The following is a 19430-nucleotide window of genomic DNA, read 5'->3' on the forward strand; positions in this document are numbered from 1 at the left end:
GCAGATGGGCCGGTCTCCAACTCCGACCGGCCCTGATCGCGGCCGCACCCCCGCAGGCGCTGGCCGCCATCCACACACGTGCCGCACTCAGGCGGCTTCCATCAGGCGGCTTCGGACACCTTCACGTCGCGACGGGCGCGCACGGCCGCGGCCAGCCGCTCCAGCACCGTCACGGTGGTGTCCCAGTCGATGCAGCCATCGGTGATGCTCTGCCCATAGACCAGCGGTTGGCCTTCCACCAGTTCCTGGCGGCCACCGACCAGATGGCTCTCGATCATCACGCCCACGATGCGCTGTTCGCCGTCTTCCAGCTGAACAGCGATGTCGTCGATCACCTTTGGCTGGTTTTCCGGGTTCTTCAGGCTGTTGGCATGGCTGGCGTCGATCATCAGGCGCGCTGGCAGCTTGGCCTTGGCCAGCACCTGGCAGGCCTCGGCAACACTGCCTGCGTCGTAGTTCGGCTGCTTGCCGCCGCGCAGGATCACATGGCAATCCGGGTTGCCGGTGGTCGACACGATGGCGGTGCCGCCCTGCTTGGTGACCGACAGGAAGTGATGCGGATTGGACGCAGCACCCACCGCGTCAGCGGCGATCTTCACGTTGCCATCGGTGCCATTCTTGAAGCCGACCGGGCACGACAACCCCGACGCCAGCTCACGATGTACCTGGCTTTCGGTGGTGCGTGCGCCGATCGCGCCCCATGCCACCAGGTCGGCGATGTACTGCGGCGAGATCACATCGAGGAACTCGACACCGGCCGGCAGGCCCAGCTTGTTGATGTCGCGCAGCAGGCCGCGCGCGATGCGCAGGCCCTTGTCGATCCTGAAGCTGCCGTCCAGGTCCGGATCGTTGATCAGGCCCTTCCAGCCCAACGTGGTGCGCGGCTTCTCGAAGTACACGCGCATGACGATTTCCAGTTCACCGGCCAGCGCGTCGCGCAGCGGCTTCAGGCGCTGGGCGTACTCGATGGCGGCCTTCGGGTCGTGGATCGAGCACGGGCCTACCACCACTGCCAGGCGGTCGTCGCGGCCATGCAGGATCTGGTGCAGGGCCGCGCGCGAGGCGCTGACGGTGTCGGAGGCTTCATCGTCACAGGGCAGCATCGCCAGCAGCTGGGCTGGCGGTGTCAGCGGTTCGATGGTGCGGATACGCAGGTCGTCGGTGTGCGGGGGCATTGCGGGAGATCTCCGGAACGTTGGGGGTCCCCAGCGTGGCGGCATGAAAAAAGCCGCCAGGTTCGCTGGCGGCTTTCGGGAATGCGTCTGAAGCTTTCTTCAGGGTGAGCGCAATCCTTCCTCCGCCGGTGGCTTCGGAAAGTAATACCAGTAAAAGCTGGTGGGGGCTGCGTTCATGGGATCTATTGATAGCACAGCTTTTGCGCAGTGCAAAATGTTTCATACGCAACTGGGGACGCGGTTCAGCGAGATGCGCGCCAGCCCGGCCTACGCGGCGGTAACCACGCAAAGTCGCTCATTTGCCATGCACTTCCACGTCCAGCAGCAGGCCCTCATGGATGTCGGCCCAGCGTTCCAGCACGCGATCCAGTTCCTGCCGGGCCTCGTCCAGCTGCTCGGGGTTGAGCAGGGAACGCGCGGTGTAGAGATCGGAAACCAACCGCCGCAGGGCCGATTCCTGGATGGCCACCGACGGCCCCTCCAGCCCCGGCAACTGCAACGCCGGGCTGTCGCCAAGAGGGCCGAACAGCGTGACCTGGAGCGTGCTCTGCATGATCGACTTCCCTGCGGATGGACATGGGCAATGTCCTGTTTACCGCGTCCGGGTGACAGGCGCATGTGCCACCCATGCCGAGGACCGGGATCTGCCGGCGTCTGCCGCCCCGCTACAAGGCGGCCAGGTCGGCCAAGTGCTGGGCCATGCTGTCCATCGCGCCTACCGCATGGGTGGTGGTGAAGTACTCATGCCAGCCGGTAGCGGCAATGCCAGCCACCAGCGCATCGACCTCCTCGCGGCTCGCGCAGCGCCAGACCGCATAGAACTGTTCATCGCTGCTATGCGGTACGTCCCTGGCAATGCGGCCCATCGCCAGCGGCGTGATGCGGGCTGGATCGAACTGCTGCATGCCGGCGCCAATACGGGCGAAGAAGGCATTCCGCTGCTCGGGCGGCAGTGTGGTCCAGGCCGGCGTGGCGGTATAGAGCTCGATGAAGGTGTGCGACATGGTGGTTCTTCCTTGAGGTTGACGGGGTTGCGGGGTTGTCGGCCAGCATCCGGCACTACCGGAGCGAGCGCAGTGCGCGTTTGCGGATGTAGGCGTTGGCGTCGCTGTGGCGCTCGTGCTGCCAACGCGTGCACAGCACGCGCAGCCACTTCGGCTGAGTCTTGCCGGCATCATTGAGCCAGTTGCCGACCGAATCCTGCACGTAGCGTTCCGGGTCGTCAGCCAGTGCTTCCAGCATCGGCAATGCATGTTCAGGGTGCTGCTTGAACAGCGCGATATGTGTGGCCCAGACACCGCGCGGACGCAGTGCTTCGCAGGCGAAGCGGCGCAGGTACGGCGAAGTTTCCTGTGTCCACGGTTGCAGGTACTCAAGCGCCTGCATCGGCGCGGCAACGATGTCCGTGCGTAGCGCCAGCCACGCCCATTCGCGCACACCGAAGTGTGGATCGTCGGCCAGCGTGCGCATCTGCTGCAGCTTCTCTGCCAACGTCGCGCGGGCATCGCTGCCGATCAGGTAGCAGGCCCAGCCGCGCACGGTGTCGGACGCATGGTCCTGCCATTGCACGGGATCGCCCTGCCCCGCCTCACGCAGCAGTTGCGCAGCCAAGGCCATGCGCAGTGTGATGCCCTTGCCTGAAGCATCCTGCATGCGTTGCAGCGCTTCCGGTGCAAGCGCAGGCGCTACCACCTGCAACAGCGCGGCGAAATCCACTGCCAGGCATTCGGCCAGATGGGTGGCGGCGACGCTGCCAGTGTTGAGGGCATGCAGCCGTTCCGCCGCAATCGCCGGGCTCATGCTGCAGGCTCTCGTCCGGCATCGGTGTGCTGCCAGACCTTATGCAGCAATCGCGACAGGTGCTGCTGTTCATCGGAGTCCAGACCATTGAACAGGCCACCGATCCACTGCGTGTGCTGGTCGAACAGCGTCTCGGCCAAGCGCTTACCCGGTCCCGTCAGTACGATCTGCAGGCGGCGGCCATCCTCGGCATCGCAGCGACGCTGCAGCAGTCCTTCGCGCTGCAGGCCATCCAACAGGCCACTGATGGTGGCGCGGGTCACGCCTGCGCGCTCGGCCAGCACGTGGGGCGGCAACGTGCCGCCGGCCCCATGCAACAGGAACAGCACGATGAAGCGACCCTCACTGAGCCCGTGTGGTGCCAGCCGGGCGGCGCAGTCGCGATCGATTGTCGAGGACAGCGACAGCAACTGGAAGCACAGATGCAGCTGGGCGACATTGGCGTGGCCGCGCCGCCGGGCCTCGTCCAGAAGGGCGCCATGCTTTGCCTCTAGCATCATGATTTCCGTTCTGTTTAGGCGCCTAATCATATTCACGCCACAACAGAGTGCAAGACTGGCCGGGCCAGCCGCCGATCCACGCAGGGCGCGCTCCTGGCACAAGGGGTGGAAGCAGCCGAAGCTGCGGTAGCATCGCGCCACGTCCCGCCAGGAGGTCCACGCATGCGCCGTGTTGCCCTGTTGTTGCTGACGCTGTTCCCGCTGGCCGTGCTGGCCGCGCCGCCCCCGGTACCCACGCCGGCCCACATCGATGCCGAAGCCCAGCGCCTGATGCATGCCGCCCACGCGCGCGGCATGGCGCTGGCGGTGATCGATGGCGGCAAGGTGGTGCATGTGGCCGCCTACGGTGAACGCAACGCCGCAGGCGAGCCGCTGCGCACCGACACCGTGATGTACGCTGCGTCACTGACCAAGATGGCTTTCGGCCACCTGGTCGCACAGCTGGCGCAGGACGCGCGGATCGATCTGGATGCCAGCATCGCTACCGCTCTGGACAAACCGCTGCCGGACTATCCACCGGAACCGAAGAAGTACGCCGACTACAGTGTGCTGGCCGGAGATGCCCGCTGGCGCCAGCTCACCCCACGCCTGCTGCTCAACCATTCCAGTGGCTTTGCCAACTTCGGCTTTCTGGAGCCCGATGGGCGCCTGAAGTTCCACTTCGATCCGGGTAGTCGATATGGGTATTCCGGAGAAGGACTGATCCTGTTGCAGTTCGTGATCGAACGCGGGCGGCTGGGCGAGGATGTGGGTGCGTTGATGCAGCAGCGCGTGTTCGATCGCTTCGGCATGGCGCGCACCAGCATGCTGTGGCGCGCGGATTTCGCCGGCAACCTGGCCGCTGGCTGGACCGCCGAAGGCAATACAGAGCCGCACGATGAACGCAGCCGCGTGCGTGCGGCTGGTTCGATGGATACCACCATCGCCGATATGGCCCGTTTCGCCGCTGGCTACGTGCGCGGCGATGGATTGTCAGCGGCGATGCGCAGGGAGCTGGTGCGGCCGCAGCTGCAGATCACCACCGCCAGCCAGTTCCCCACCCTGCAGCCGGAGCTGCCGAAGGCGCAGCAGCGCAAGGACCTGGCGGCTGGCCTGGGCGTGGTGACGTTTCTCGGCCCGCAGGGCGCAGGCTTCTACAAGGGCGGCCACGACGATACGGTGGGCAATACGCTGGTATGCATGGAGCAGCACCAGCGCTGCGTGGTGATCCTGGGCAACGATGTGCGGGCAGAGGCGGCCTTCCCGGCCTTGGTGGCGTTCGTGCTGGGCGACACCGGCGTGCCGTGGCAGTGGGAGTACGGCGCGGCGAAGGCGTTTGTCAGATGATCGAAGCGTTACCGTTGCACACAGGTCCCGCAGTCGTGCAGCATGCAGACACGGATGCAATGCAGGAGACAGGATGAATCGCCCAGAGATCGATGCCATTGCCGAAGCGGTGTTGAAGCCGGGTGCACGACGTCTGTGCATCGCTGCACGCCATCGCCAGGCGGCACATCGGCAGCGACGTCAGCGGGTGGGAGCTGGCGCCAGTCTGATCGGCATGGCGGCGGGCCTGCTGCTTGCGCCGATCACGGAGCTGCCGTGGGTGCAGGGCATGATCGCGGGAGGCGCGCTGGCCCTGCTGGTGGCCCACCTGTGGCTGCAGCGGCGCGAGGGCCGCGCGTAGATCCCCGCCTGGGAGCGGCATCCACGCATGGCGTGGATCTACTTTGATTCCGACCGGCCACAAAAAAACCCCGCCTTCCGGCGGGGTTTTTCATTGCAGGGTGACAGCGGGGACTTAGAAGTCCATGCCGCCCATGCCACCCATGCCGCCCATGCCACCGGCGCCGCCCATGGCCGGCTCGTCCTTCTTCGGAGCTTCGGCCACCATGGCTTCGGTGGTGATCATCAGGCCAGCGATCGAGGCGGCGTTCTGCAGCGCCGAACGGGTCACCTTGGTCGGGTCCAGGATGCCGAACTGCAGCATGTCGCCGAACTCGCCGGTGGCCGCGTTGTAGCCGAAGCTGCCGGTGCCTTCCTTGACCTTGTTGATGATGACCGACGGCTCGTCACCGGCGTTGGCAACGATCTCGCGCAGCGGGGCTTCCATCGCACGCAGGGCAATCTGGATGCCGTGGTTCTGGTCTTCGTTGGCGCCCTTCAGACCGGCCAGCGCGGTGATCGCGCGGACCAGGGCAACACCGCCGCCCGGGACCACGCCTTCTTCAACGGCTGCACGGGTGGCGTGCAGGGCGTCGTCGACGCGGTCCTTCTTTTCCTTCATCTCGATTTCGGTCGAGGCGCCGACCTTGATCACGGCAACACCGCCGGCCAGCTTGGCCACGCGTTCCTGCAGCTTCTCGCGGTCGTAATCGGAGGAGGTGTCCTGGATCTGGGTCTTGATCTGCGCCACACGGGCATCAACGTTGGCCTTGTCGCCGACGCCGTCGATGATGGTGGTGTTCTCCTTGGAGACCTGCACCTTCTTGGCGCGGCCCAGGTCCTTGATGGTGGCCTTTTCCAGCGACAGGCCGACTTCTTCGGAGATCACGGTGCCGCCGGTCAGCACGGCCATGTCTTCCAGCATCGCCTTGCGACGGTCGCCGAAGCCCGGGGCCTTGACGGCCACGACCTTGACGATGCCACGGATGGTGTTGACCACCAGGGTCGCCAGCGCTTCGCCTTCGACTTCCTCGGCCACGATCAGCAGCGGCTTGCCGGCCTTGGCGACGCCTTCCAGCACCGGCAGCAGGTCGCGGACGTTGGAGATCTTCTTGTCGTGCAGCAGGATGAACGGGTCATCCAGGTCAGCGGTCTGCGACTGCTGGTTGTTGATGAAGTACGGGGACAGGTAGCCGCGGTCGAACTGCATGCCCTTGACCACGTCCAGCTCGTTGTCCAGGCCCGAGCCTTCTTCAACGGTGATGACGCCTTCCTTGCCGACTTCCTTCATCGCGTCAGCGATGATCTGGCCGATCGACTCGTCCGAGTTGGCCGAGATGGTACCGACCTGGGCAATCGCCTTGTCGTCGGCGGTCGGCTTGGAGATGTTCTTCAGCTCGGCGACGGCGGCCGACACGGCCTTGTCGATACCGCGCTTGAGGTCCATCGGGTTCATGCCGGCGGCCACGGCCTTGGCGCCTTCGCGGATCAGGGCCTGGGCCAGCACGGTGGCGGTGGTGGTGCCGTCGCCGGCGTCGTCGTTGGTGCGCGAAGCAACTTCCTTCACCATCTGCGCGCCCATGTTCTCGAACTTGTCAGCCAGTTCGATTTCCTTGGCGACGGAGACGCCGTCCTTGGTGATGGTCGGGGCGCCGAAGCTCTTTTCCAGCACGACGTTGCGGCCCTTCGGGCCCAGGGTGGCCTTGACGGCATTGGCGAGAACGTTGACGCCGCGCACCATGCGCGAACGGGCATCTTCACCGAAACGGATATCCTTGGCAGCCATGTGCAGTTACCTCATCTGGTAGCGCCGGGCCATGCCCGGCGGCTGGGTGTTGGAATCAGGGGATGGAACAGGTCGCGCCGGGGCTCAGCCGATGACGGCGAGCACGTCGTCCTCGCGCAGGACCTTGTATTCGACGCCTTCGCTCTTGTACGAGCTGCCGGCGTACTGGCCGTAGATGACCTTGTCGCCGACCTTCAGCGACGGCGCGCGCACGTTGCCGTTGTCCAGCGGCTTGCCCGGGCCGACGGCCACGACCTCACCCTTGGTGGACTTTTCCTTGGCCGAGTCGGGGATGACGATGCCACCGGCGGAGATTTCGTCGGCTTCGATCGGCTTGACCACAACGCGGTCGTGCAGCGGCTTGATGCTCATAGGAGACCTCTTAAGTGATTGATTGGTCTAAAAAAGTCCGGCGATGTTAGCACTCGCCCCAGGCGAGTGCCAGAACCGCACGTGAAGAAACCCGACAACGTCGGGAGCAGGGCAGAGATGGAGCCCCGCCGCCGCCTTTCAAGGGCGGAATGAAAAAATTTTTCCACCCGCGCGCCTCGGCCAGGGCGTCGGTCCAGATCAATTTCGGTGACAAGCGTCGCACTGTCAGACATCTGACGTTCATTTACGACAAAGTGTCACTGGATCGGCCTTAGGCTCGGTCCGGCATTCCCAATCACAAGGAGGAGTCGATGCGATTGCTGTCCCCGCTTGCCGCAGCCTGCCTGCTGGCGCTGGCCGCTGCGCCGGCCCAGGCCGAGGTCTTCATCAACGAACTGCACTACGACGACAGCACCGCCGCCGGTGACGTCGGCGAAGCGATAGAGGTCGTAGCCACTGCCGGTGAGGACCTGTCCGGCTACCGCCTGTACCTCTACAACGGCAGCAATCCGTCCGCCGCCACCGTCTATGCCAACAACCCGGTCCCGGCCGGCACCGCCGCCGGCTGCGGCAGCGCCACCATCGCCGTGGTCAGTTACCCGACCAACGGGATCCAGAACGGCCCGACCGACGGCATCGCCCTGGTCGATGCCAGTGGCAAAGTGGTCCAGTTCCTCAGCTATGAGGGCGCCATCACCGCCTCCGGTGGCCCCGCCGCCGGCATGACCAGCCAGAACATCCCGGTAGCCGAGACCAACAGCACCGCGCCGGGCACCTCGTTGCAGCTGACCGGCAGCGGCAGCCAGTACACCCACTTCACCTGGGCCGAATCGGCCGGCCAGACCTTCGGCAGCTGCAACAACGGCCAGACTTTCAGCGGCGGTGGCACGCCAGGCCCGAACACGCCGCCGTCGGTGTCCACCACCACCCCGGCGCAGGGCAGCAGCACCTTCCCGGCTGCGGCCGATCTGGAAGTGGTGTTCAGCGAAACCGTGAACCTGGCCAGCGGCGCGTTCGCGCTGAGCTGCGGCACCTCCGGCAGCGTGCCGCTGACCTTCCCGGCCAGCGGCCGCAGCGTGAAGCTGTCCACCAACACCGCGCTGGTGGCCGGTGAAGCCTGCCGCTTCGACATCCGCGCCGCGCGCATCACCGACCTGCAGGGCGCACACCCGGCCGCCGACAGCCGCATCGCCTTCACCGTGGCCAGCACCGGCGGCAATCCGGACCCGGGCAACCCGGGCGTGCCGGCCGGCTACTACTCCAGGGTCAACACCAGCAGCCCCAGCCAGCTGCGCTGCTCGCTGCACGCCACCATCAAGGGCCATACCGCCTACCCGTACAGCGGCTCGGGCACCAATACCTGGACCATCCTGGAAATCGCCGACGAGGATCCGAACAACCCGAACCGCATCCTCGATGCCTACCGCAACCGCAGCTACGCCAAGGTCAGTGATCGTGCGGGCACCGGCAGCGGCCTGACCTACAACCGCGAGCACACCTGGCCGAACTCGCTGGGCTTTGCCACCACCACCGGCGACAAGGGCCTGCCGTACGCCCCGTATACCGACACCCACATGCTGTACCTGACCGACGCGCAGTGGAACGCCGATCGTGGCAACAAGCCGTTCGGCAAGTGCGACGCCAGCTGCGGCGAGCGCGCCACCGAGGCCAACAACGGCCAGGGTGGCGGCAGCGGTGGCTATCCGGGCAACTCCAACTGGGTGCGCACGCCGGACGGCAACACCGGCACCTTCGAGGTGTGGGGCAAGCGCAAGGGCGACATGGCGCGTGCGGTGATGTACATGGCGATCCGCTACGAGGGCGGCAAGGATGCGGCGACCGGCCAGTCCGAGCCGGACCTGGAGCTGACCGACGACCGCAGCAAGATCGTCAAGACCAGCAGCTCACCGGCCTACATGGGCCTGCTGTCGACCCTGATCGACTGGCACCTGTCCGACCCGCCGGATGATGCCGAGCGTGCGCGCAATGACGTGGTCTACAGCTTCCAGGGCAACCGCAACCCGTTCATCGACCACCCCGAGTGGGCCACCCCGGCCCTGTTCACCTCGGCCAAGCCGGCCACCTGCCAGCTGGCCAACTGACCGCGCAACGCAGCGGTCCACGGCCGCCGCCGGGCCCTGGCCCGGTGGCGGCCCTATACTCGATGGTCATGTCGACCGTCGATCCCGTCCTGCTGCTGTTGACCACCTGCCCGGACCGGGCCAGTGCCGAGCGCATCGCGCACGCGCTGGTCGGCGAGCGCCTGGCCGCGTGCGTGACCCGCCTCGATGGCGCGCAGTCGACCTACCGCTGGCAGGGCGAGGTGACCACCGACGCCGAGCTGCAGCTGCTGGTGAAAACCACCGCGAGCCGCGTCGATGACGCAATCGCCCGGATCGTCGAACTGCATCCGTATGAACTCCCGGAGTGCATCGCGGTCGAAACCCGGGCCGGCCTGCCGGCGTATCTGGATTGGATCCGGGCACAGACCCGGGAGGACACTGATTGAAGACTCTGTTTGCGCGTGGCGCTGCCTTGTGCGCCCTGTTGTGCCTTTCGCTGCCCGCCTTCGCCCTGGATGAGAAAGACCTGCTGCCGGTGGACCAGGCGTTCGCATTGACCGCCACTGCCCCCGAACGTGGCCAGGTGCAGCTGCAGTTCAAGATCGCGCCAGGCTATTACCTGTATCGCCACCGCACCAGCGTCAAAGCCGACCCGGCCTTCAATGCCGGCGCGCTGCAGATGCCCAAGGGCGACAAGCACCACGACGATTTCTTCGGCGAGGTCGAGACCTATCGCGAGCGCCTGCTGGCCACCCTGCCCGGCACGCCGACCGACGCTGCCGGCACCATCAGCCTGGAAGTGCGTTATCAGGGCTGCGCCGATGCCGGTGTCTGCTACCCGCCGCAGAAGCGCGTGGTGCAGGTCACCCTGCCGGGCGCCGGTGCGGCGGCGGCGGTGCCTGCCGCGCGTGCCGGTGCGGCCAGCCCGTTCAATAACCCGCTGGCCGGTGCCGGCAACAGCGGTGGCCTGCGCCTGCCGGGCGCGGCCAACAACAGCCAGGCCCTGCCGCTGCCGTCGGAACAGGCGTTCGGCTTCGATGCCATCGCCAGCGACGGCAACACGCTGCTGCTGCGCTTCAGCCCAGCGCCCGGCTATTACCTGTATCGCGACCGCACCTCGCTGAAGCTGGAAGGCAGCGCCGGCGTGCTGGCCGGCAAGCCGCGCTGGCCAGCCGCGCAATCGCATCGCGACGAGCACTTCGGCGATGTCTCGGTCTACTTCAACCAGGTGGAAGTACCGCTGCCGCTGCGCCGCGCTGTCACTGATGCCGTCGACAGCACCCTGGTGGTGACCTTCCAGGGCTGCCAGACCGATGGCATCTGCTACCCGCCGATGACCCGCCGGGTGAAGCTGTCGATTCCGGCCGGCAAGGTCAGCGCCAGCGCCGACCAGGCGCCAGCGCGCAATGACGTGATCAACCCGCTGCCTGCTGCCAACGGTGCACCGCGCGAAGCCGCCAACGGCGCCCCGCTGCGCCTGCTGCCAACCGTGCCCAACACGGATGCAGCGGCACCGGCCGCCGCAGGTGGCGCCACCGCCAGCAGTGAATTCGCCACCGATGCACAGGGCGACAATGCGCTGCGCACGCGTCCGCCGGTGACGACGCCGAATCCTGATCGTTCGTTCGTCTGGGTCCTGCTGCTGGCGCTGGCCGGTGGCCTGGTACTGAACCTGATGCCCTGCGTGCTGCCGATCCTCTCGCTGAAGGTGCTGAGCCTGGCGCAGAGCGGCGAAAGCGCGCAGCGCGCGCGCAGCCACGCGCTCTGGTACACGCTGGGCGTGCTGGTCGCGTTCGCCGTGATCGGCGCGTTGATGGTCGGCCTGCGCGCGATCGGCAATGCCGTCGGCATCGGCTTCCAGCTGCAGCACCCGGGTGTGGTGGCGGCGCTGGCCTACATCATGTTCGCGGTAGGCCTGAGCCTGTCCGGCGTGTTCACCCTGGGCGGCGGCATCGGCAATCTGGGCCAGTCGCTGGCCAGCCGCAGCGGCCCGGCCGGTGACTTCTTCACCGGTGCGCTGGCCTGCGTGGTCGGCAGTGCCTGCGTCGGCCCGTTCATGGGTGGCGCGATCGCCTACGCGTTCATTGCCCCGCCGCTGAAGGCGATGACCGTGTTCCTGTTCCTCGGCCTGGGCCTGGCGCTGCCGTTCCTGCTGATCGGGTTCGTGCCGGCGCTCGCACGCCGCCTGCCCAAGCCGGGCCCGTGGATGGAAACGCTCAAGCACGTGCTGGCCTTCCCGATGTATGCCACCGCGCTGTGGCTGCTGTGGGTGCTGGGCAAGCAGCGTGGCGTGGATGGCATGGCGCTGGTGCTGGGTGGCCTGCTGCTGCTGGCGTTCGGCCTGTGGCTGTTCGAGCGCAACCGCTGGACCGGCTCGCGTGCGGTGACACTGCTGGGCGTACTGCTGGCGATCGGCGCGCTGGTGCCGGCCTGGGGTGTGACCCAGCTCGCACCGCCGGCGCGGGCCGCACAGGCCGCCAGCGACAACGTGGTCGAGTATTCACCGCAGTTGCTGGACCGCCTGCGCGCCGACAACCGGGTGGTGTTCGTCAACATGACCGCCGACTGGTGCGTAAGCTGCAAGGCCAACGAGCGCGCCGTGCTGTCGCGGCCGGAATTCAAGGAACTGCTCAAGCGCACCAACGCGGTGTACATGCGCGGCGACTACACCAATGTCGACCCGCAGATCACCACGTTCCTGGAAGAGCACAAGGCCGTGGGCGTGCCACTGTACGTGGTGTACGGCCCCGGCGCGCCGCCGACCGTGCTGCCGACCCTGCTGACCCAGGCGGTGGTGGAGGAAGCGCTGCTGCGCACCGCACGATGAAGTGGCAACGGCCAGCGCTGCTGTGGACAGCGGTGCTGGCGGCCGGCCTTGGCCTGTGGGCCGGCCATCGATTGACACCGGCGCCGGTGGCGCCTGAGGCCGTGCCGGGAGCGCCTGCTGTGGCGGCTGCCGCACCCACCCTGCAGGTCGGCGACAGCCTGCCCGCACTGTCGCTGCCGGATCTTGAAGGCCGGCCGCTGGACCTGCGCCAGCACGCTGGCGGTCGCCCGCTGTTGATCAATGTCTGGGCCAGCTGGTGCGCGCCCTGCGTTGAAGAAATGCCCGAACTGGCGCGTTTCGCACATGTCCAGGGCGAGCACGGTGTGCAGGTGCTGGGACTGGCGCTGGATACGCCGGAGGACGTGCGCCGTTTCCTGCAGCGGGTACCGGTGGATTACCCGATCGTGATCGAGACCCCGGGGCCGCGCGATGCCAGCGTGCAGCTTGGCAATACACAGGGCCTGCTGCCCTACAGCGTGCTGTTCGATGCACAGGGGCGGCTGGTGAAGGCGAAGCTGGGACCGTTCGCCCACGGCGAGATCGACAGCTGGGTGAAGTGAGGGTGTTTTTTTGCAGGGCTTGCAGCCCTGCACCCTGCTCAATGCAACGGCAACGGCAACGGCCAGAGCCAAAGCCAAAGCGGGCTTTCCGTGGGATGGCGGGGTGGGTCCGGTTGAGGGGGCGTGAGCCGCATGGGCCCGAGGCATGCCTCGGGCGGGTTGGGCAGGACGCCCAACCCTGGTCTTGCCGTGTGTGCAGGACAGCGCACACGAGCAAGCGGCGACCGAGCTTACATGGACGTACTTGCAGCGTCCCCCTCAACCGGACCCACCCCGCCAACCCACGGAAAGCCAGCTTTTGACGTTGACGTTGCTCCGGCTTGTAGCGGGTGCAGGGCTGCAAAGCCCTGCAACAAGACCCTCCTTGACCGTAGCCCGTCCGCCACGGAGAATTCCGCGATTAATTCTCATTTGCTGTTGCGCAGGATGCGGGCGGCAGCCTTCGGGGCCCCCTCCTTCGATGTTCAAGAATGTCCTGTTCCAACTGCACTGGCTGCTGGGCATCACCGCCGGCGCCGTACTGGCCGTGATGGGCCTCAGCGGCGCCGTGCTGTCCTTCGAGGATGAGCTGCTGCGAGCGGCCAACCCCGGCTTCGCCGAGATCGCTGAACACCATGCTGATGGCCAGCTTCCGCTCGAACTCAGCGAACTGGCAACGCTGCTGCAGGCCGGCGGTGATCGCCCCCTACAGCGCCTGCGCGTGGATGCCACCGGCCAGCGACCGTCGGTGGCGCGCTTTGCTGGCGGCAAGGAACACTGGGTGTACTTCGACCCCTACAGCGGTGAGCGCTTCAGCGCCCTGCGCGGGCAGGCGCTCTTTGACTTCGTCGAGGACCTGCATCGGCATCTTGCCGCCGGTGAGCGCGGCAAATGGATCACCGGCAGCTGCGCCATCGCCCTGGTGTTCTTCACCTTGTCCGGGCTCTACCTGCGCTGGCCACGACGCTGGTGGCACTGGCGCAGCTGGCTGGCAGTGGAGTGGAAGCGCAGTGGACGCGGCTTCCTGTGGAGCCTGCACTCCGTGGCCGGCACCTGGGTGCTGTTGATCTACCTGATGAGTGCGCTGACCGGCCTGTGGTGGTCCTTCGACTGGTACCGCAGCGCCGCCAACACCCTGCTGGGCGTCGCACCGGCCGCCAAACACAAGGTCGCCGCCGACGCCGCCCTGGACCTGGAGCGCATCGAAGCCACGCTGTATGCGCTGCCCGGCGTGCGCACCGGCTACATCGACCTGCGTCTGCCGGAGAAACCGGGGCAGGTACTGAATGTGCGCGTGATGGCCGGTGACCCGTCGCAGCGCGGTGGGCGGCATGACCGCGCGCACGATCTGCTGCAGCTGGATCCGGCCAGCGGGGCCATCCTCGATTCACGCCCCTACGCGCGCCAGGGCACCGGAGGACAGCTGGCCACCAGCGTGTTCGCATTGCACTCGGGCAGTTACTTCGGCATGCCCGGGCGGGTGGTGGTGATGCTCAGCAGCCTGGGCATGAGCCTGTTCTTCATCACTGGCTGGCTGCTGTACCTGGACCGGCGCCGCAGCCAGTGCGCTGCGCGCGGGCTGCGCAAGTCGCTGCCAGCAACACCTGCAGATGGCAATGGCACGCCGTGGCTGGTGGTGCATGCCAGCCAGAGCGGACTGGGCGAACAACTCGCATGGCGCGCTGCCGCGCAGCTGCAAGCATCCGGCCATGCAGTGCAGGTTCTGCCGCTGGCCCGCGTCGATGCCGCGCGGCTGGCACGCACCGCACAGGCATTGTTCGTGCTGAGCACCTTTGGTGATGGCGAACCTCCGGATGCGGCGCGGGGCGCTGCGCGACGGCTGCTGGCACAAGCGCCGGATCTGTCGGGCCTGCAGTTCGGCCTGCTCGCCCTGGGTGACCGCCAGTACCCGCATTACTGCGGCTTTGGCCGCCAATTCGATGGCTGGCTGCTGGGCAACGGGGCACGTGCGCTGTTCGAGCGCATCGATGTCGATGCCGCTGCGATACCGGCGCTGCGCCAGTGGCAGCAACATCTCGGCGCGCTGACCGGCATCGCCACCGATGACAGCGTGTTGCCGACCGCGACGCAGATGCACGAGTGGCGCCTGCTCGGCCGTGACCGCCTCAATCCAGGCAGCGTGGGCGGCGCCATCTGGCACATCCGTCTTGCGCCACCGGCCGATGTGCAGTGGCAGGCGGGCGACATCCTGCACATCGCGCCCCGCCACAACGCGCGGCACGCCGTTGCGGTGCTGAAGGCACATGGGCTGGATCCCCAGCAGCCGCTGCTGATTGACGGCCAGCCGCGCACGCTGTTGGCGCTGGCCAGCGAGCGCGAGCTGCCCGATGCCGATGCTGCGCTGGCGGTGCAGGATGCCTGCCTCTGGCTGGCAGGGCTGCCACTGCTGCCGGGGCGCGAGTACTCCATCGCATCCTGTACGGATGACGATGCGGTCGAACTGGTGGTACGGCTGGTCCATGACGAAACCGGACGCACCGGCCTGGGTTCGGGCTGGCTGTCGCTGCATGCGCCGGTCGGTGCCAGCATCGTGGCCCGTGTGCACCGCAACCCCGGTTTCCATCGCGTTGGCGGTGCGCCAATGGTGCTGATTGGCAATGGCACCGGCATCGCGGGCCTGCGCAGCCTGCTGCGCGAAGCCGCGCATGCAGGTGAGCACGGGCACTGGCTGCTGTTCGGCGAACGCCAGCGCGCGCACGACTTCCTGTTCGCCGATGAGATCGAAGCGTGGCAGGGCGATGGCCATCTCGCGCGGGTGGACCTGGCGTTCTCGCGCGATGGTAAGGGCGGCTATGTGCAGGATCGCCTGCGTGCAGCAGCCGATGCCCTGCGCGACTGGATGCAGCGCGGTGCGGTCATCCACGTCTGCGGTTCGCTGCTGGGCATGGCCGAAGGTGTGGACCAGGTGCTGCGCGAAGCACTGGGTGATGAAGCAGTGGAAACGCTGCTGGAGACCGGGCGCTACCGTCGCGACGTGTATTGAGCCACAAGGGTAGTACCGGTCGCCGGCCGGCATGATCAGGGCGTGCCGGCCAGCGGCCGGCACTACCAGAGCAGGATCAGGCCGCAGCGCGCGCCTGTGGCATCGACTGCAACTGGAACGCGCCCACCGCTTCGGCCAGCGCGTGTACCTGCGCCTGCATCTGCGCGGTGGAGGCACCAGCCTCTTCCACCAGGCTGGCGTTGCGCTGGGTGCTGGCTTCCATCTGCACGATGGTCTGCTTCACCTGCGCGATGCCGGCATGCTGGTCCTGCGATGCACTGCGGATACCGGCCAGCAGCTCGGCCAGCTGCTGCACGCTGCCAACGATCTCGCCCATCGTGATGCCCGCCTGCTCGGCCTGCTGGTTGCCCTGGCCAACACGCGCCACCGAATCCTCGATCAGTCCTTTGATCTGCTTGGCCGCTTCGGCACTGCGCTGGGCCAGCAGGCGCACTTCCGCAGCCACCACGGCGAAGCTGCGGCCCTGCTCACCTGCGCGCGCGGCTTCCACCGCGGCATTCAGCGCGAGGATGTTGGTCTGGAAAGCGATGCCATCGATCAGCTGGGTGATGTCGCCGATCCGCCGCGAGGCCTCGCTGATGCCATGCATGGTTGCGACCACCTGGCCGACGGCCTCGCCACCACGCTGGGCCACCGCGGCCGCCCCCTGCACCAAGGCATCGGCGCGGCCCGCGGCATCGGCATTGCGGCCAACGGTGTCGGTCAACTCGTGCATCGACGCTGCCGTCTCTTCCAGGTTGGCCGCCTGCTGTTCGGTACGCTGCGACAGATCATGGTGACCGGCAACGATCTCACCCACACCGGTGTCGAGGCTGGACGTCGCCTGCTGGATGCGGGTGACGATGCGGCCCAGTTGCGCGACCGTGGCGTTGGCATCGTCGCGCATGCGTGCGAACACGCCCTGCAGCTCACCTTCCATGCGCACGCTGAGGTCACCACGGGCCAGCGCCGCCAGAAGCGCCTGCAGATCGCCGAGGTTGGTCTCGAAGGTCGCCAGCAGGCGGTTGATGCTGGTCGACAACGTGCGCACGAAGCCCTGTTTTCCCTCCAGCGCGATGCGGCCGTGCAGGTCGCCATGTGCGGCGGCGTCGACCAGTGCTGCCACTTCGGTTTCCAGCAGCGTTTCCAGCGCGCGGCTGCGCCACTCCACTGCCACGCCGAGGAAATGCCCTTCGTCGGTGATGGCATTGGCGATCAGCTGGTAGCGCACGCCGGCATGGCCGATCTCGCGCTCCTCGCGCTGGCGTACGCCGGCCAGGCTGGCCAACGCCGGATGCAGGCGTACCGCGTCGCTGCCCACCAGCGCTTCGTTCGGCAGTTCAAGCAGCTGCAGCAATGCCGGGTTGGCGTAGGCGACCTGCCCTTCCGCATCGATCACCATCAGGCCGGTCTGCGCGCTATCCAATGCCTGGCGCACGCGGGTGTTGCCGCGGGCCACCGCACGCTCGATCTCGATGCGCGCGCGCAGGCGCTGCTGCATGTCGACCAGGCGCTGGGCCAGTTGGCCGATCTCGTCGTTGGCGTTGTAGACGCGCAGGGTGGTGTCGAGGCGGTCGTCGGCGATGTCGCTGGCGAAGCGCAGGGTGTCCTGGATCGGCCGGCGCACCGCACGCAGCACCAGCACCAGGCTGGTGATCAGCACGCCGGCCACCAGCAGCAGGGTCAGTGCGAACAGCACGCTCATGGTGCGCGCGCCGGCCTGCTGGCGTGCCTGCGCCCTGGCCAGCGCCGCCACCTGCGCCCGTTGGAATGCGGCCAGTGCAGGCGCTACGTCCGCAGCGGCACCCAGCAGCGACTGCGCTTCCACATCCAGGCCGACACGGGCAGCGGCATACCCCAGCAATGCGGCCTGATACGCCTCCATCCCGGTGCGTAGGGTGTCCTGCACATCCGCAGGCAGGCCCGCCAGCGCGAGGTCGAACGGCAGCTTCTCCTCGCTGGCGCGGTCGGCGTGGGTGGAATCACCGTCGAGCAGCAGCAGTGCCTCCTGCCTTCGCATCTTCTGCAGGCACAGCGCCAGCGCGGGCCGTTGCTGCACATCCACCTGCGCCTGCAGAGTGTCGGCGGCCTGCTGCAGCTGCGCAGCGAGGCCGGCATCACCACGGCCCATCTCGTCGACCCGTTCGAACAGGGCGGCCACACCCTGCGAGAACGCGTCGGCGGCTTCGGTCAGCGCCTGCAGAGCCTTGCGCCGGCCAGCATCCATCGGCATCGCGCGCAGCGCCTGCAGATCGGTCTGCAACGCCTTCTGCGTGGCCAACAGCTGCGCGCGGTCGGCATCATCGAAACTGCGTGCGTACTGGGCCTGGAGGCGACGCGCTTCGGCCACCCGCGTGGACAGACTGGCAGCCAGATCGCTGCCGCGCTGGTAGCTGGCCTGGCTGCGCGCAGCCAGTGCGTTGGCATGGCCAGTCCAGGCGTAGACAGCAGCGATCGCCACCAGGCCCAGGCCGCAGATCCACAGTGTGGCCTTGAGCTTGTTGGCCACGCTGAGCCGATGTGGCTGCAGCCAGCGCAGCAGCCCGGGGGACGCCGAGTGCAACGCAGCAAGGCGCGTGCGCAGGGACCGGAGGTGGGAGACAACGGCCGACATGACAGACTCCAGGCGAAAAGACGCATCTGTATCGGCCTGACTCAGGACAACTTTAGGGCGCTCCTGGTCCACTCCCACCGATTGCTGGCGGACGCGGCCTTTGTACCCGGCACAGGCGACAGGGGGATGACACCCGCGCAATGCTTGACCTCAACCCCGGTTGGGGGAGCACAGTAGATCTCCCTCCCCCGTCCGGCGCGCGCATGACGACGCTCGATGTCCCCCGCTACCTGCAACGCCTGCAGCTGGATGCACCGCCACCGCTGACGCTGGCGGGCCTGACCCTGCTGCAGCAGCGCCACAACGCACTGCTGCCGTTCGAAACCCTCAGCTGCCTGCTGCGCGATGCAGTACCGATCGACCTGGACAGCGTGCAGCGCAAGCTGCTCGACGACCGTCGTGGCGGCTACTGCTTCGAACTCAATGGCGGCCTGCTGGCACTGCTGCAGGCGCTGGGCTTCGATGCACAGCCGTTGAGCGCGCGCGTGCTGCTGGCCGCCCAGGACGGCGAACTGACCGCACGCACCCACCTGCTGCTGCGCGTGCAGGTGGACGGCGATGACTGGCTGGTGGATGCCGGTTTCGGCAGCCTGACCCCGACCGTGCCGCTGCGCCTGCATGATCCGCAGCCACAGGCCACGCCGCACGAGCGCTACCTGCTGCGCCGACTGCCTGGCAACGGTGATTTCGTGCTGTCGGCCGAGTCCCACGATGGCTGGCGGGCGATGTATCGGTTCGACCTGCAGGCGCCGGCACCAATCGACAACGTGGTGGGCAACTGGTACGTATGCACCCATCCCGATTCCAGCTTCCCCGGCCAGCTGCGCGCATCGCTGACCGGGCCGGCCTGGCGCCGCACGATCGGCAGCGGCAACTACACCGAGTACTGCCCCGGGCAGGCACCGGACAAGCGTCCGCTGCACGATGTGGGCGACGTGCGCGAGGTACTGCAGCAACGCTTCGGCATGCAGTTGCCCGAAGACCCGCGGCTTGACCCGGCGATCAATGACTGGCTGCAGCGCTCGCGCGCCGCAACCTTGTAGCGCCGAGCCCATGCTCGGCTGAGCTTGGGCTGCTGGGTCAACAGCAGCCGAGCATGGGCTCGG

General features: G+C 67.2%; 16 protein-coding genes. 8 read left to right on the forward strand and 8 right to left on the reverse strand.

The annotated features are described in order from the left end of the window. Positions 1-101: 101 nt before the first annotated feature. The 5 genes from AC5P7R_RS08475 to AC5P7R_RS08495 all read right to left on the reverse strand — a co-directional run bounded on the left by AC5P7R_RS08475 (position 102) and on the right by AC5P7R_RS08495 (position 3472). Positions 102-1175: a 3-deoxy-7-phosphoheptulonate synthase gene (locus tag AC5P7R_RS08475; RefSeq protein ID WP_227854155.1), complete on the reverse strand. Its 1074-nt coding sequence runs from the start codon at positions 1173-1175 to the stop codon at positions 102-104. A gap of 295 nt (positions 1176-1470) precedes the next feature. Further along, positions 1471-1728: a hypothetical protein gene (locus AC5P7R_RS08480; protein WP_005411217.1), complete on the reverse strand. Its 258-nt coding sequence runs from the start codon at positions 1726-1728 to the stop codon at positions 1471-1473. 112 nt (positions 1729-1840) lie between these two features. Next, positions 1841-2179, reverse strand: coding sequence for a DUF6616 family protein (locus AC5P7R_RS08485; protein ID WP_010481139.1), 339 nt, complete (start codon positions 2177-2179; stop codon positions 1841-1843). Between the two features lie 55 nt (positions 2180-2234). Then, positions 2235-2975, reverse strand: coding sequence for a DNA alkylation repair protein (locus AC5P7R_RS08490; RefSeq protein WP_021203218.1), 741 nt, complete (start codon positions 2973-2975; stop codon positions 2235-2237). Further along, positions 2972-3472 carry a MarR family winged helix-turn-helix transcriptional regulator gene (locus tag AC5P7R_RS08495; RefSeq protein ID WP_021203217.1) on the reverse strand — a complete coding sequence of 167 codons (501 nt, stop codon included), beginning with the start codon at positions 3470-3472 and terminating at the stop codon, positions 2972-2974. Before AC5P7R_RS08495 ends, AC5P7R_RS08490 begins: the two co-directional genes overlap by 4 nt. 165 nt (positions 3473-3637) lie before the next feature. On the opposite strand from AC5P7R_RS08495, the gene AC5P7R_RS08500 reads away from it, so the two are divergent. Next, positions 3638-4801, forward strand: coding sequence for a serine hydrolase domain-containing protein (locus tag AC5P7R_RS08500; RefSeq protein ID WP_197575080.1), 1164 nt, complete (start codon positions 3638-3640; stop codon positions 4799-4801). Positions 4802-4874: 73 nt separating this feature from the next. Further along, on the forward strand, positions 4875-5141 hold the full coding sequence (locus AC5P7R_RS08505) for a hypothetical protein (RefSeq protein WP_021203215.1): 267 nt from the start codon (positions 4875-4877) through the stop codon (positions 5139-5141). Between the two features lie 114 nt (positions 5142-5255). On the opposite strand, the gene groL is transcribed toward AC5P7R_RS08505, so the two are convergent. Next, positions 5256-6905: a chaperonin GroEL gene (gene groL, locus AC5P7R_RS08510; RefSeq protein WP_005411226.1), complete on the reverse strand. Its 1650-nt coding sequence runs from the start codon at positions 6903-6905 to the stop codon at positions 5256-5258. Positions 6906-6989: 84 nt separating this feature from the next. Further along, positions 6990-7277, reverse strand: coding sequence for a co-chaperone GroES (locus AC5P7R_RS08515; RefSeq protein ID WP_005411227.1), 288 nt, complete (start codon positions 7275-7277; stop codon positions 6990-6992). A 311-nt stretch (positions 7278-7588) separates the two neighbouring features. Here AC5P7R_RS08515 and AC5P7R_RS08520 point away from each other — a divergent pair, with 311 nt between their 5' ends. From AC5P7R_RS08520 to AC5P7R_RS08540, 5 genes are all read left to right on the forward strand, one after another. Beyond that, positions 7589-9379: an endonuclease gene (locus AC5P7R_RS08520; RefSeq protein WP_111097641.1), complete on the forward strand. Its 1791-nt coding sequence runs from the start codon at positions 7589-7591 to the stop codon at positions 9377-9379. A 68-nt stretch (positions 9380-9447) separates the two neighbouring features. Then, a complete protein-coding gene (gene cutA / locus AC5P7R_RS08525) occupies positions 9448-9786 on the forward strand; it encodes a divalent-cation tolerance protein CutA (RefSeq protein ID WP_010481118.1) in 339 nt (112 codons plus the stop codon). Beyond that, entirely contained in the window at positions 9783-12167 is a 2385-nt protein-coding gene (locus AC5P7R_RS08530; protein ID WP_021203212.1) for a protein-disulfide reductase DsbD family protein, read from the forward strand. The genes cutA and AC5P7R_RS08530 overlap by 4 nt, the downstream gene beginning before the upstream one ends. Further along, positions 12164-12727: a TlpA family protein disulfide reductase gene (locus AC5P7R_RS08535; RefSeq protein ID WP_019660809.1), complete on the forward strand. Its 564-nt coding sequence runs from the start codon at positions 12164-12166 to the stop codon at positions 12725-12727. The genes AC5P7R_RS08530 and AC5P7R_RS08535 overlap by 4 nt, the downstream gene beginning before the upstream one ends. Before the next feature lie 460 nt (positions 12728-13187). After that, entirely contained in the window at positions 13188-15710 is a 2523-nt protein-coding gene (locus AC5P7R_RS08540; RefSeq protein WP_346483958.1) for a PepSY domain-containing protein, read from the forward strand. 76 nt (positions 15711-15786) lie between these two features. On the opposite strand, the gene AC5P7R_RS08545 is transcribed toward AC5P7R_RS08540, so the two are convergent. After that, complete coding sequence (locus AC5P7R_RS08545; protein WP_206621889.1) at positions 15787-18324, reverse strand: methyl-accepting chemotaxis protein; 2538 nt, start codon at positions 18322-18324, stop codon at positions 15787-15789. A gap of 203 nt (positions 18325-18527) precedes the next feature. On the opposite strand from AC5P7R_RS08545, the gene AC5P7R_RS08550 reads away from it, so the two are divergent. Then, positions 18528-19367 carry an arylamine N-acetyltransferase family protein gene (locus AC5P7R_RS08550; protein WP_329866118.1) on the forward strand — a complete coding sequence of 280 codons (840 nt, stop codon included), beginning with the start codon at positions 18528-18530 and terminating at the stop codon, positions 19365-19367. The last annotated feature ends 63 nt before the right edge of the window (positions 19368-19430 follow it).

Source organism: Stenotrophomonas sp. YJH_SMC_27, assembly GCF_059369815.1.

Coding starts and splice junctions, on each gene's coding strand:
- AC5P7R_RS08475 (WP_227854155.1), bottom strand. CDS start 1,175: ATGCCCCCGCACACCGACGACCTGCGTATCCGCACCATCGAACCGCTG.
- AC5P7R_RS08480 (WP_005411217.1), bottom strand. CDS start 1,728: ATGCAGAGCACGCTCCAGGTCACGCTGTTCGGCCCTCTTGGCGACAGC.
- AC5P7R_RS08485 (WP_010481139.1), bottom strand. CDS start 2,179: ATGTCGCACACCTTCATCGAGCTCTATACCGCCACGCCGGCCTGGACC.
- AC5P7R_RS08490 (WP_021203218.1), bottom strand. CDS start 2,975: ATGAGCCCGGCGATTGCGGCGGAACGGCTGCATGCCCTCAACACTGGC.
- AC5P7R_RS08495 (WP_021203217.1), bottom strand. CDS start 3,472: ATGCTAGAGGCAAAGCATGGCGCCCTTCTGGACGAGGCCCGGCGGCGC.
- AC5P7R_RS08500 (WP_197575080.1), top strand. CDS start 3,638: ATGCGCCGTGTTGCCCTGTTGTTGCTGACGCTGTTCCCGCTGGCCGTG.
- AC5P7R_RS08505 (WP_021203215.1), top strand. CDS start 4,875: ATGAATCGCCCAGAGATCGATGCCATTGCCGAAGCGGTGTTGAAGCCG.
- groL (WP_005411226.1), bottom strand. CDS start 6,905: ATGGCTGCCAAGGATATCCGTTTCGGTGAAGATGCCCGTTCGCGCATG.
- AC5P7R_RS08515 (WP_005411227.1), bottom strand. CDS start 7,277: ATGAGCATCAAGCCGCTGCACGACCGCGTTGTGGTCAAGCCGATCGAA.
- AC5P7R_RS08520 (WP_111097641.1), top strand. CDS start 7,589: ATGCGATTGCTGTCCCCGCTTGCCGCAGCCTGCCTGCTGGCGCTGGCC.
- cutA (WP_010481118.1), top strand. CDS start 9,448: ATGTCGACCGTCGATCCCGTCCTGCTGCTGTTGACCACCTGCCCGGAC.
- AC5P7R_RS08535 (WP_019660809.1), top strand. CDS start 12,164: ATGAAGTGGCAACGGCCAGCGCTGCTGTGGACAGCGGTGCTGGCGGCC.
- AC5P7R_RS08540 (WP_346483958.1), top strand. CDS start 13,188: ATGTTCAAGAATGTCCTGTTCCAACTGCACTGGCTGCTGGGCATCACC.
- AC5P7R_RS08545 (WP_206621889.1), bottom strand. CDS start 18,324: ATGTCGGCCGTTGTCTCCCACCTCCGGTCCCTGCGCACGCGCCTTGCT.
- AC5P7R_RS08550 (WP_329866118.1), top strand. CDS start 18,528: ATGACGACGCTCGATGTCCCCCGCTACCTGCAACGCCTGCAGCTGGAT.